This is a genomic window from Streptomyces sp. NRRL S-118 (genome assembly GCF_000716335.1).
Classification (GTDB): domain Bacteria; phylum Actinomycetota; class Actinomycetes; order Streptomycetales; family Streptomycetaceae; genus Streptomyces.
In genome coordinates this window covers 28,657-40,743 of the sequence record NZ_KL591024.1, presented here as the reverse complement: position 1 = coordinate 40,743, position 12,087 = coordinate 28,657, and the positions used below count along the sequence as shown (strand labels likewise).

The 12,087-nt window shown below is 72.7% G+C and carries 10 protein-coding genes; 5 read left to right on the top strand and 5 right to left on the bottom strand.

Annotation, left to right across the window (positions count from 1 at the left end):
- Positions 1 to 121: 121 nt before the first annotated feature.
- A complete protein-coding gene (gene thpR, locus IH00_RS0129955; RefSeq protein ID WP_031079063.1) occupies positions 122 to 703 on the bottom strand; it encodes an RNA 2',3'-cyclic phosphodiesterase in 582 nt (193 codons plus the stop codon).
- A 247-nt stretch (positions 704 to 950) separates the two neighbouring features.
- Here thpR and IH00_RS0129950 point away from each other — a divergent pair, with 247 nt between their 5' ends.
- The 3 genes from IH00_RS0129950 (at position 951) to IH00_RS0129940 (ending at position 3,780) form a co-directional block, all read left to right on the top strand.
- On the top strand, positions 951 to 1,280 hold the full coding sequence (locus IH00_RS0129950) for a hypothetical protein (protein ID WP_031079061.1): 330 nt from the start codon (positions 951 to 953) through the stop codon (positions 1,278 to 1,280).
- Positions 1,281 to 1,420: 140 nt separating this feature from the next.
- On the top strand, positions 1,421 to 2,656 hold the full coding sequence (locus tag IH00_RS0129945) for an ATP-binding protein (protein ID WP_031079059.1): 1,236 nt from the start codon (positions 1,421 to 1,423) through the stop codon (positions 2,654 to 2,656).
- Positions 2,653 to 3,780, top strand: coding sequence for a tetratricopeptide repeat protein (locus IH00_RS0129940; RefSeq protein ID WP_031079058.1), 1,128 nt, complete (start codon positions 2,653 to 2,655; stop codon positions 3,778 to 3,780). The genes IH00_RS0129945 and IH00_RS0129940 overlap by 4 nt, the downstream gene beginning before the upstream one ends.
- 72 nt (positions 3,781 to 3,852) lie before the next feature.
- Here IH00_RS0129940 and IH00_RS0129935 read toward each other — a convergent pair whose 3' ends face one another.
- Positions 3,853 to 4,371 (bottom strand): hypothetical protein, encoded by a 519-nt coding sequence (locus IH00_RS0129935; RefSeq protein WP_158827985.1) that lies wholly within the window; start codon positions 4,369 to 4,371, stop codon positions 3,853 to 3,855.
- Between the two features lie 445 nt (positions 4,372 to 4,816).
- Positions 4,817 to 5,731, bottom strand: a complete 915-nt coding sequence (locus IH00_RS0129930; protein WP_031079055.1) for an NAD(P)-dependent oxidoreductase — start codon at positions 5,729 to 5,731, stop codon at positions 4,817 to 4,819.
- A gap of 158 nt (positions 5,732 to 5,889) precedes the next feature.
- Between IH00_RS0129930 and IH00_RS44405 the strand changes: the two genes are divergently transcribed.
- Positions 5,890 to 9,300, top strand: coding sequence for an AfsR/SARP family transcriptional regulator (locus tag IH00_RS44405; RefSeq protein ID WP_052411726.1), 3,411 nt, complete (start codon positions 5,890 to 5,892; stop codon positions 9,298 to 9,300).
- A 513-nt stretch (positions 9,301 to 9,813) separates the two neighbouring features.
- Positions 9,814 to 10,413 carry an HD domain-containing protein gene (locus tag IH00_RS0129920; RefSeq protein ID WP_031079049.1) on the top strand — a complete coding sequence of 200 codons (600 nt, stop codon included), beginning with the start codon at positions 9,814 to 9,816 and terminating at the stop codon, positions 10,411 to 10,413.
- Between the two features lie 163 nt (positions 10,414 to 10,576).
- On the opposite strand, the gene IH00_RS0129915 is transcribed toward IH00_RS0129920, so the two are convergent.
- Both IH00_RS0129915 and IH00_RS44400 read right to left on the bottom strand, forming a co-directional pair.
- Positions 10,577 to 11,536: a hypothetical protein gene (locus IH00_RS0129915; protein WP_031079047.1), complete on the bottom strand. Its 960-nt coding sequence runs from the start codon at positions 11,534 to 11,536 to the stop codon at positions 10,577 to 10,579.
- A gap of 299 nt (positions 11,537 to 11,835) precedes the next feature.
- On the bottom strand, positions 11,836 to 12,087 hold a 252-nt coding region (locus IH00_RS44400; protein WP_234335007.1), incomplete at its 5' end, for a hypothetical protein.

The window sequence follows — 12,087 nt, the reverse complement described above, 5'->3', positions numbered from 1 at the left end:
GTGTGCAACCGGCGCTGTCGTCGGTCGGCCGTCCCGGGGCGCCGTTTCCGGCAGCCGCCGGGACGGTCCGCATCCCCGCGCACGGGGCCTTCCTCCCCGGCCTGCCCGCAAGGGTGGTTGATCACGCGCTGTTGAAAGGCCAGGATTCGATGTCGCGGTAGCGGATCGGCCCGGGACCGCGGCCGTAGTTGCTGCCGACCAGGTGCAGACGCGCGGCCTGCCAGGTGCGGCCGGTGAACGCGGAGAGCCCTGCGGCGGCTCGTACAACGCTGGAAGTGTCGTCGCGGCGGGCCCGGGCGAGGGTCAGATGCGGGTTCAACGGCCGGTCCGGGAGGGTGATGCCGTGCTCCTCGACCAGTGCCCGCACCTCGTCGGCGAGCAGCCGCAGGCCGTGGAGGTCGCCGCCGATCCCGCTCCACAGCACTCGCTCGTCGAAGTGTCCGCTGCCGTGCAAGGACAGGCGCAGGGGGTGGTGCGCGGCCGCCAGTTCAGCGAGCGGCGGCTGCAGGAGCGAAACGGCCTGCCTCGGCAGCTCACCGAGGAACGCCAGGGTGATGTGCCAGTCCTCGATACGGTTCCACCGCATGTGCGGGTACGCGTCGTAAGCGGGCCGCAGCGCCTGCGCCAGCTCGTCCTTGGCGTCATCGGGAGGAGCCAGGGCTATGAAGACGCGGACGGTCCCGGCTTCGATCTGTTCGTGCATCATGAAGGACTTCGTACACCACCCGCGTCGGCCGCTGCCGCGCGTGGCTGTCGTCCAGCGCCGGGACAGAGTCAGCCCCCGTCGTGCGCGGCCACCACCCGCTGCCCCCACATCCGAGCTCGGACGGGCCAACTGCCCTTCCGGGCCTGTGGATCGGTGAGCCGACGCCACCCCCGCACCGGCGAGGGTAATCGGCACGACACGATCAGCTGCCGTTGACTACTGTCACATGGGAAAGGATGTGGACATGGCATTGGTCAAGAAGGGATCCCGGCTCATCACCGTGGACGGCACCACCTACCGGTGGCGACTCCGCGGGCGGCCGACCTACGACCAGGGACTGGTCCGGTCACCGCTCACCTACGCGGTCGAGCACGCCGAGACCTCCGGCACCACGCTGGTGATCACCACCAGCCGGCCGCACCCGAGCAACTGGTGCGGAGCAGTCGGCAACCCGGTCCTGCCCGCCCACGTGGCTGACAGCATCCGTGCCGCACTCACCGAAGGCTGGACGCCCAAGAGTCCCGGCTCACCGTTCCACCTCGACCGGTCAACGGGCTTCGTCCCGTCCCACTGACCCCGTGCACTCGACGTCTCACCAGCCTGCACCGACACGGACGAAGAACCAGGCCCCGGCCACCAGGCCGCGGACCAGCCGTTCGGCTTGACGTCGAGCGCGTCCCGAGGTGCCGTACGGCGGGCGTTAGGCTGTGGATCATGTCGGACGACTCCCCTCTCATACAGAGTCTGCGCACCGCCGTCGCAGCAGCCCCTGCCGACGTGCCCCTGCGGCTGCACCTGGCCGAGCTCCTGCTGGACGCGGGCCGGTCCGAGGCCGCCGTCGCCGAGGCGGCCGTGGCCCTTCAGCACGCGCCGGGCGACGCACAGGCCCGCGACCTGATGGCCCGCGCGATGGGCACGCCGGCCCCGCCGCCGGCGCAACCCCCGCCCCCGCGGTCCCGGTTCGACTGGAAGGCCGCGGAGGAGCAGGTCGGGGACGTCGTGCCACCGCGGTTCGTCGAGACGCCGGTCCGCGCGGACGGCCAGGACGATCCCGGGGAAGCCGACGCGTGGGACGTGGAGGGGCCCGGCGCCCTGCGACTTGCCGACGTCGGCGGCATGCAGGATGTGAAGGACCGCCTCGAGGCCGCCTTCCTCGCCCCGCTGCGCAACCCCGAGCTGCGCAAGCTGTACGGCAAGAGCCTGCGCGGCGGGCTGTTGCTGTACGGGCCGCCCGGTTGCGGCAAGACGTTCATCGCACGAGCCGTCGCGGGGGAACTCGGCGCCGCGTTCCTGTCCGTGTCGGTCAACGACGTGCTCGACATGTGGATCGGCAACTCCGAGCGCAACATGCACGAGGTCTTCGAGACCGCCCGCCGCCAGGCGCCTTGCGTCGTCTTCCTGGACGAGCTGGACGCCCTCGGCGCCAAGCGCAGCCGCACCGCGCACAGCGGCATGCGCAACACGGTGAACCAGCTCCTCACCGAGCTGGACGGCATCGACTCGGCGGCGAACGAGGGCGTGTTCGTGCTGGCCGCCACCAACGTGCCCTGGGACGTGGACAACGCCCTGCGCCGCCCCGGCCGCCTGGACCGGACCATCCTCGTCCTGCCGCCCGACGGACCCGCCCGGGAGGCGATCCTCCGCTACCACCTGCGGGACCGGCCCATCGAGAACGTGGACCTGGGCAAGCTGGTCAAGGCCACCGACGGCCTGTCCGGCGCGGACCTGGCCCATGTCTGCGAGGCGGCGGCCGAGCGGGCACTGCTGGACTCGGCGCGCACGGGCACCGTCCGTATGATCGGGATGAAGGACCTGCTGGCGGCCGCGAAGGACGTCGTCCCGTCCGCCGAGCCGTGGTTCGCCTCCGCGCGGAACGTGGCCATGTTCGCCAACGAGGGCGGGATGTACGACGACCTGGTCGCGTACCTGAAGAAGAGGCGCAAGCTGTGACGTCCGCCGTGCACCCCGCCGCGGAGCGGGCCGACCTGCTCATCGACCTCAAGCGGTACGACGAGGCCAGGGAACTGCTGGCCCGGCGGCTCGCGGAGGACCCGGAGGACATCCGCGCCTGGGTCAAGCTCGCCCGCAGCCATCTCCAGGACGACGAGACCGACGGCGCCAAGGCCCTGGAGGCGACGGAGCGGGCGCTGGCGCTGGACCCCGAGGACATCGGGGCGCTCGTCATGCACGCGCACGCCCTGCGGGCGTCGGGCCGCTTCCTGGAGACCGAGGACGTGCTGCGCGAGGTGATCCGCGTCGCCCCCGACCACTGGCACGGCTACGCGTTGCTCGCCCACTGGCTGTGGCGCATCAAGGCGATCCGCTCCGCGCGGGCCAACGGCGGCGAGGTCCGGCGCGAGGACCAGTTCGCCGCACTGCGGGAGGCCGGCGAACTGGCCCAGGAGGCCATACGGCTGGGGCCGGAGGAGCTCTTCGCCTACGAGGTGGCATGGCTCATCGCCGACATGGCGGGCGATCGTTCCGTCGCCGACCAGCTCGACGAGGCCATCCTCCGGATCGACCCGCAGCACGAGCAGGCCCTCGCCCGGTGGACGAAGAGGGCGGCGACCGCCCCCGGCGTCAAGGCGGCCGAGGCCGCCACGCTGTACGCCGACGCGCTGGCCTCCGCCCCGGACTCGGCGCCGATGCGGCGCGGCCTGGACGAAGCCTCCTACCGTCTGCTGCGCGGTATCCGCTGGCTGGCCCTGCTCTGCCTGGCCCTCGCCGGTGTCGGTGTCGACCTGTTCGTCACGCAGGGCGAGACCCCGCGGGAGCTGCCGCTGCCGCTCGGCCAGCGGCTCTGGGACCTGGTCCCGATGGCCGTCGTCTGGTCCCTGGGCGCCGTGCTGAGGTACCGCCGGCTTCGCGCGGGCGTCCGGGTCAGCCTGCGCTCGCTCGTGACCCGCCGCGCGTGGCCCCGCATCGTCCTGGGCCAGGCGGCGTGGGCCATGCTCTGTGCCCTGCTGATCACTCAGATCCCCTGGACGGAGCGCACGGTCCCGCAGGTGCTGTTCTGGGCCGGACTGGTGCCCGCGGCGGCGACGATGTGGTTCGACCGGAAGAAGACCGGCTGAGCGGGGAGGGGACGCGTGCGCACGGTCGCGGCGTCCCCTCATCCCCTCCGGCCCGGCGCCGCACCGGTGCGGTCACCGCAAGGTGAGGGTGTCCGCGTCCTCGTCCACGACATCCAACAGCCCTTCGACGAGTCGTGCCGTCACCCGGACCCGCTCCCCCCTCTCGAAGTCCGGAGCGCAGCGCATACCGATGGGGCAGACGGACCAGGGGTCCGGATCGAACGAGGCACGCACAGTGATGTACCGGGTTGCGAAGGTCGTGCAGTCGGCTGCGGCGCTCCCGGTGGAGTACCAGCCCGTGGCATCGCCCACCGCAACCTCGATCCGCCGCTCTCCACGGCACCGGTATCCGACGAGCACGTCCGCCTCTGTCTCCGAGCGTGCGGTGACCGCACCGATGCGGAGGTACTCGGGAGGGGGCGGAGGAGGTGCGGCTGCTGCCGGACCATGGACGGCGACGAGCACGGCGAAAGCCAGAAACAGACGGTGTGGGAACTGCAGCACGATGCCTCCGTGGGTCGGGCAAGGCAGCGATCGGCTTGCGTTGTCGCATCTGCCTGCAATGCGGTGTTCAGCGTTGATCGTGTGCATGGCATCGCGAGGTTTCGGCCATGCAGGCGGACGCCCGCGCACATGGATGCCTGCTGCGGCGTCCGTCCGGATGATGCCCGCCCGCAGCCGGGCGGCGCACTGCCGGCACCGCTATGGCGCCAAGACGCCACGGCACCCTGGTCCGGCTCCCACGGCTGGAACAGCGACAGGGCTCCCCCTGCCCAACGCCATGTGGGGCCGCCTGCGCTGGGGTCCCCGGCGTCCGGTGCAGGGCCCCGCACTGCTCGGTGACCACCTCAGGACACCGTGCCGGGGCCCTTGGCCCTGCTTACGGGCGGCCGTCCCGGCGCTGGTCCCGTCCGCCGGGCCGCCGTCCGGCCGCCACCGCCGGCCCCCGCTCGCCGGTCCCGACGGGCCATGGCGGCCGGAGCCCGTCGCCCGCAACAGGGCCGATCAGCGCCCCTGCACGCGCACCGAGGGAGACTTACGCCGTCCGGGAGGTGGTTCGCAGGGACTCGATCGCGCGGGACAGGCTGGCGGCCGCGTGGCCCTCGTCGATCTGTTGCGTGAAGAGGTCGTGCAGCGGGGCCAGGAGATCCGGGCTGACGCCCTGGGCGCGTGACGCGCCGAGGATGTTGGCCAGTCCGGCGGCGTTGATGGACAGATTGGACGTCTCGGTGACGTAGTCGCGGGAGTCGATCTCCCTGGCGAAGACGGGCAGAGTGCCGGCCACCCCCGTGAGCCAGCGCAGCAGCAGCCCGGTGAGTTCCTCAGCCTTGATCCCGAAGGAGTCGGCCAGGGCCACCGCGTGAAAGAACCCGGCGAACATGCCGTACATCCCGCCCAGCAGGGCGATGTCGTAGACGGATGCCAGCGCGGCGTCGGTGCCCACGAACGTACTGGCGCCGAGCAGTTCGAGCAGCGCGCTGTGCGCGTCGAACGCGTCGGACGGTCCGCTGTAGAGGGCGAACGTCTCCGGCGTGCCGATGGTCTCCGGCACCCCGTACACGGCGCCGGAGAGGTACGCGGCACCCTGCCCGGTGACCCACGCATCCAGCTCCCGGGCGGATTGAGGGGTCCCGGAGGTCACATTCACCACCACGCGGCCGGCCAAGGCACCGGCCGCAGGGTCGAGGACCTGACGTACGGTCTCGTGGTCGAGTACGCAGACGATGACCAGGTCGCTCGCCGTGACGGCCTGCCCCACGGTGACCGCCTGCACCGCTCCGGCGGCGACCAGACCCTCGGCCTTGCCGGGCGACCGGTTCCACACGGTGGTGCGGTGGCCCGCCTGCAGGAACGTACGAGCGAGGGCGCGACCGAGGTTGCCCAAGCCGATCACCGTGACGGTGCGGCCGGTGTCGTGCGCGGTGGCGGTGGTGACGTCGTTCCCGGTCATGCTGTTCCTCCGTGGTGGTCGGTGTGGGAACAGCGTGGCCAAGGGCGCTGTTGACCGGCTGTTGGTGCGCTGACGGTCCGCTGTCGCTGTCGCTGCCGGGTCTGCCGACAGGACCGTGAACAGGACCGCGACACGGTGGGAGAGGGGAGGAGCGCGTCGTGCGCTTCGGGGTGCTGGGACCGCTGACGGTGTGGGGAGTGAACGGCCGAGTCGTACCCGTGCCCGGTGCCAAGGTACGAACCCTGTTGGCCCGGCTGCTGGTGGCTCCCGGGCGTCCGCTGTCCGTGGACAGGCTGGTGGACGACCTGTGGGGTGAAGCACTGCCGGACAATCCACGCAACGCGCTCCAGGGCAAGGTTTCCCAGCTCCGCCGGGTGCTGCGGCATGCCGCGCCGGACGAGCGCGGCCTGCTCGTGTCCGAGGCCGGGGGTTATGCGCTGCGGATCCCCGCCGACGCCGTCGACGCGGGGCGGTTCAGGGCACTCGCGGCGCCGGGGCCGTCAGGTGCCGCACCGCAGACGAGGGCCGCGGCGCTGACCGAGGCGCTCGGCCTGTGGCGGGGGGAGCCGTTCGCCGGATTCGCCGACGAACCCTTCGCTCGTGCGGAGATCACCCGCCTGTCCGAGGAGCGCCTCACGGTGCTGGAGGAACTGGTCGAGATACGACTCGCATTGGGCGAGGACCGCGCGCTCCTCGCGGAACTGGAGGCACTCGTGGCCGCCCATCCGCTCCGGGAACGGCTGCGTGCCGCGCACATGCGCGCCCTGTACAGGGCGGGCCGCCAGACCGAAGCGCTGGACAGCTACGACACGCTGCGCCACCGCCTGGACGAGGAGCTCGGACTCGTACCCGGTGCCGGACTGGCTTCCCTGCGGCAGGCGATCCTGCGACAGGATCGCGCACTGGACGGGCCGCCCCGCGCGGTCGGCACCCGCCTTCCCGCGCCGGTCACCCGTCTGGTCGGGCGCGACGCCGATCTCGCCGGCATCGCCCGCACCATGACGGCCTCCCGCCTGGTCACCCTCACCGGACCCGGCGGCGTCGGCAAGACACGGCTGGCCCTGGAGAGCGCGCGGCGGGTGTCGGACGAGTTCCCCGACGGCGTGTGGCTCGTGGAACTGGCAGCGCTCGACCCGGAGCGCCCCACGCAGCCGGGGGGCCACACCGCGCGAGGGGCCGCCGAACCGGAGGCGGACGGACTGGCCACGACGACAGCGGCCGGGTCGGCGGCGGCAACGCCGACGGCGGCGATGCCGGGGTCGACGGGGACCACGTCCGAGACGACGTCGGAGAGTGTCGGGGCGGCGACACCGGCGGTGGGCGATCCGGTCGCATCGGCGGTGGCCGAGGCCGTGGCCAAGGTGCTGGGCGTCCGGGATGAGCAGGAGGAAGGTGATGAGGCGGCGTCGTCCCCCCTGCGCAGGCTGGCCGGCGCCCTTCGCGGCCGCCGCGCCCTGCTCGTACTGGACAACTGCGAGCACGTCGTACGGGCGGTGAGCGCCGTCGTCGCGGCACTGCTCCGCGAAGCTCCCGGACTGACGGTACTGGCGACCAGCCGGGAGCCTCTGCGCCTCACCGGTGAGGCGGTGCGGCAGGTGCCGCCCCTCTCCCTCCCGGACGCCATCGAGCTGTTCACCTCCCGTGCCGCCACGCCCTCCCTCGCACCTGACGGGCTCGACGCGGAAGCCGTCGCCCGGCTCTGCCGACGGCTCGACGGCATTCCGCTGGCGCTGGAACTGGCCGCCTCCCGCGTCCGGACGGCGGGCGTGCACGGGCTGCTGAACCGGCTCGGCGACCGGCTCGGCGACCGGCTCGGCGACCGGTTCGGAGACCGCTTCGGAGCGCTGACCGGCGGCGCGCGGGACGCCCCCCGGCGACAGCGGACCCTGCGCGCCGTGCTCGACTGGAGCTGGGACCTCCTCACCGCAGCCGAACGCACCGTACTGCGCCGGTTGTCCGTCCACGCGGGAGGCTGCACCCCGGAGGCGGCCGAAGCGGTGTGCGCCGGCGACGACGTCCCGGCCGCCGACCTGCCGGACCTGCTGGAGAGCCTCGTCGACCGGTCGCTGGTCGTGCTGTCGGACCGTCCGGACACGACCGCGTACCACCTGCTGGAAATCGTCAGGGCGTACGGGCGTGAACGCCTTGCCGAGGCCGGCGAGAGCGAGGCCGTACGCGACCGGCACAGCCTCTACTACAGCCGTCTGGCCTTGCGCGCCGCGCCGCTGCTGCGCGGCCCCGAGCAGCAGCGGTGGCTGGAGCGGCTGGACGGTGCGGGAGCCGACCTGCGCCGGGCGCTCGACCACGCCGTGGCCGTGAACGCGGCGGACCGGAGCCTGCGCATGGTGAACGCGCTCGCCTGGTACTGGGTGCTGCGCGGCAGGCTCGTCGAGGCGTCGAGGACCCTGGACACCGTGCTCGGTTCCCTGCCCGACCGGCCGACGCCCGAGCGGGCCCTTGCCATGGTCTGGCGGACGGGGATCGCCGTGATGGCCGGCCCCGGGGAACACGCGGATACGGCGGGCCGGATCGAGGCGGTCCTGTCGGCGTACGACCGGATCGATGATCCCGCGGGATGCGCCACCGCGTTGTGGTTCCTGGGTTCGGCCCAGATGGGCGCCGGGGCCGTCGCGGAGGGCGAAGCCCTCGTGAACCGTGCCCTGGACGGCTTCACGGCGCTGGGCGACGGCTGGGGGAGGGCCGCGGCGTTGAGCGTACGGGCACGGCACGCCATGGCCCGTGGTGATCTGGCGGCCGTCCGGCGCGACGGCGAGGAGAGTGCGCGGCTGTTCCGAGCGGCCGGTGACCGGTGGGGATGGCTCCAGACCGTTTTCCCCCTGGCGGCTCTCAGCGAGATCGGCGGCGACTACCGGACGGCGGGCCGGCTTCAGGAGGAAGGGCTGGCCGTCGCGGAGGAACTCGGCTTGTCCCGGGAAGTCGCGAAGCGGCTGTGCGGCCTGGGCAGACTCGCCCTCCTCTCGGGGGACCATGCCCAGGCCCGCGCCCACCACGAGCGGGCCCGTGCGCTGGCGAGGGAACACCACTTCAGGTCCGTGGAGGTCGACGCGGAACTCGGTCTCGCGCTGGGCGCGCGCCGGGAGGGCGACCATGCCCTGGCCGAGCTGCATCTGCGTTCCCTGCTGGCCTGGTTCGGCAAGGTCGGGTACGGGCCGGGTATCACGCTGGTGACGGCCGAGCTCGGGTTCGTCGCCGAGCACCGCGGCGACGCCGCCGCGGCCCGAGCGCTGCACCTCCAAGGGCTGGAGGCGGCGACCGAACTGGGAGATCCGCGCGCGCGTGCCCTCGCGCTGGAAGGCTTGGCCGGTGCCTTCGCCCTGGCCGGCGACCACCGCGGCGCGGCCCTCCTGCTGGGCGCGGCGGAGGCGGCCCGTACGTCGGTCGGAGCTCCGCTGCTGCCCGCGGAACGTGGTGACGTGGACCGCGTCATGGCCGCCGTCCGCGCGGCGCTCACACCGCAGGCGTACGCAGCCGCCCACGCCGAAGGCGCCACGCTGGACCGGGAGGGCGTCCACGCCTTGGCGTACACCGATGCCACGATGCCCCGTTGAGCGTGTCACCGGCAGCAGCCGACGCCCCGGCAGGCGGGCGGCATGAGAGGCCGCCTGTGCCGAGCGCCGGCCTCGGGCCGCCCGCACCAAGAGGCCGAGGACGCCGGGCGACGACGAGAGGCCGGAGGGACGCCCGGGGGCGGTGCACTCGAGGCCGGGCACGCGCTCCCAGCTCGCGCGGACGAGAGACGGTCGGCACACCCCGCCCGGTTCCTCTCCCCGTCCGGCGCTCACGCGGCGGGGCGTGTCGCCGAGCCCGTCGGCCATCACCTGGTACAGCACCGTTCGGGGGCGGCAGGACCGGTTTCCATCGGTGCCAGAGGGGTTCCAAGTGGGTCTCGGACCTGGCCGGATCGTACGCGAGGTTGGCACGAGCACCACTGCCGCTGATCACTCGCGCTGGGGAGACTGCACGTGTCGTGCATCCCTGGGACCCGAGCGACGGGCATCCGAGGGCTTTCAGACGTTCCAGCGCAACGAAGCACCATGGTCGGGTTCAAAGGAGGCAGGCGGATGCTGATCGAGGTCGCAGGGGTACGCGCCCCTGGTGGGCGGGCGGCAGAGGCAGCCCGGCTGGTCTGTGAGGAATACGCCGACAAGGCGCTCCATCACCACTCCATGCGGTCGTACTTCTTCGGAGCGGCCTGGGCGCAGGCGCAAGGCCTGGACTTCGACCGAGAGTTGTTCTTCGTCTCGGCGTTGCTGCACGATCTGGCTCTCGTTCCGCCCTTCGACAGTCACACCCTTCCGTTCGAAGAAGCTGGTGGCCATCTGGCCCGCGTGTTCACGGCCGGTCTCGGCTGGCCGACGCAGCGACGCGACCGGGCGGCAGAGTTGATCGTGCTCCATATGCGGGAAGACGTCGCACCGGAAGTGGACGTGGAGAGCCGCCTGTTGCAGGTGGGCACCAGCGCGGATGTGTCCGGGGACGGTCTGGAGGTCTTCGATCCGACTTTCCGGGGCGCACTCCTTGCGGCATACCCCCGGCTGGGCTTCGCCAAGTCCTTCGTACGTCTCTTCCAGGACCAGGCAGTACGCAAGCCGGGTTGCGCAGCGGCCAAGTTGATCGCGGGAGGGTGGGCGGAACGGACTGAATCCAATCCGCTCGGATGAAACGCAGGCCGTGAGAGATCAACGCCTGCCGACCGGGCTCACCTGCGCGTCCATCCGGAAGGCACACGCTACGACCCACGGGCCGGACGGCAGTTCACCGGTCTCCGGCAGCTCGCCGACCAGTAACCCTGCGCGGGCCTGGCCGGGGCGGGCAGGCGCGGCGTCAGCAGTGCGTACACGCACGCCGCGTCCGTACCTGGTACGCCCAGGTCGCACGCGCCAGCCCCAGCCCGTACAGCGAGAAACCGCCGTACGCGATCACGACCACCCATGGGGCGTGGTCCGGCAAGCCGTTGCTGATCGCACCCGCCCACATCAGGACACCCCACACCGCCAGGAAGATCCCGAACGGCGCCAGCGCGCCCGCGCCCGTCCAACCGAGCGCCAGCAGCGGAAGCCGGGGAAGCCGCCCGCCCCACGGGCGGACCAGCGCCATGGCCAGCGCCATGCCGACGAGGGCGAGCACCGCGGTGACGTCGACGCCGTACTCGTACAACCGGAGTCCCAGGTCGCTCGTGTACCGCGGGTCCATGCCCGGCCGGCCCGCGCCCGTGTACCCGACGGTGAGCCCCAGCGCCCACGCCGTCTTCAGTACGGTGTACGGGACCAGCGCGGCGACGGCCGTGTACCCAGCGGCGCGGCCCGGGCGATCCACGGCATGGCGCCGGTCGGACCCGCCGCAGTACGGGCACGTGCCGCGCGCCCTGCGCCGGTAGGCCAGCGCCGCACATCCCCACAACACGGCACCGAGCACCGCCACGCCCTCGTTCACCAGGACGACGACGTCGACGGCGTCCTGGTTGCGGCTGAGGAAACTCAGCAGGTGCGCCGGGCTGAAGAGGAACCCGAAGCCGGAGCACAAGCACAGCAGTACGACCGTCCAAGCGGCGAGCGGCGGCCACCGCAGCCCCGGGGCGCGCAGCATGAGCCGGGCGAGAAGCGCGGCAGCCGCGTACGCCACCGCGAGCGACCACTCGACGGCCGCGCCGCGCCCCTGGTGCGCGAGCGCGTACCCGAGCGTGGGCTCCAGCAGCGCGGCGAGGGCCGCGCCCGACGCGTACACCACGCTCCACACGAGCGCGGCGCGGCCGGCATAGGAGGGCCAGGAGTGCAGTCGTGTCATGGACGACATCCTCGCCACTGGAGCGGCCTCGGACATCGCGCCGGAGGAGGGTCCCGCTCCGCCGCGCGGCGGAGCCCCTGTCCGCACCTGGTCGGCTCTCCGGCGCCGGTGGGGACGGGCATGCCGACAGCGGAGACACGGAGCGGCTGACGTATCAGCCCGGCGGAGTCGCTTCCGGTCCGGCGCCGAGGGGACGGCGGCCGACTGCGGTCGGTGGCGGCTGGGCTCCGGAAGGAGAGGCGACGACCTGGGCGGCGAGCGCGGCAACGGTGCGGCCGCGTTCGCCGCGGTCGGCTGCTTCAGCGGCAGGGTTCGGGCGGGGTCCGGTGCCCAGCGGGCGGCGCGTCATGCTCACCGGACCAGTCTCCCAGCACGTGTGGATCGAGCACGCCCCGGTCCCTCAGCTCGGCGAGGTCGGGCAGCTGCAGGTGGTGCAGGCCGGTGTCCAGATCCGCCTCCGCGGCCAGGACGCGGGCGCGGGGTTCCGCGGCGGGTGTGCTCGGGGGTGTTGCCGACGCCTTGGGGCCGTGGCCAAGGGGGCGGCGTCTGTC

Bases quoted from the DNA above. Each gene is read 5' to 3' on its own strand.
- thpR (WP_031079063.1), bottom strand. From the start codon at position 703: ATGCACGAACAGATCGAAGCCGGGACCGTCCGCGTCTTCATAGCCCTG.
- IH00_RS0129950 (WP_031079061.1), top strand. From the start codon at position 951: ATGGCATTGGTCAAGAAGGGATCCCGGCTCATCACCGTGGACGGCACC.
- IH00_RS0129945 (WP_031079059.1), top strand. From the start codon at position 1,421: ATGTCGGACGACTCCCCTCTCATACAGAGTCTGCGCACCGCCGTCGCA.
- IH00_RS0129935 (WP_158827985.1), bottom strand. From the start codon at position 4,371: ATGCACACGATCAACGCTGAACACCGCATTGCAGGCAGATGCGACAAC.
- IH00_RS0129930 (WP_031079055.1), bottom strand. From the start codon at position 5,731: ATGACCGGGAACGACGTCACCACCGCCACCGCGCACGACACCGGCCGC.
- IH00_RS0129920 (WP_031079049.1), top strand. From the start codon at position 9,814: ATGCTGATCGAGGTCGCAGGGGTACGCGCCCCTGGTGGGCGGGCGGCA.
- IH00_RS0129915 (WP_031079047.1), bottom strand. From the start codon at position 11,536: ATGACACGACTGCACTCCTGGCCCTCCTATGCCGGCCGCGCCGCGCTC.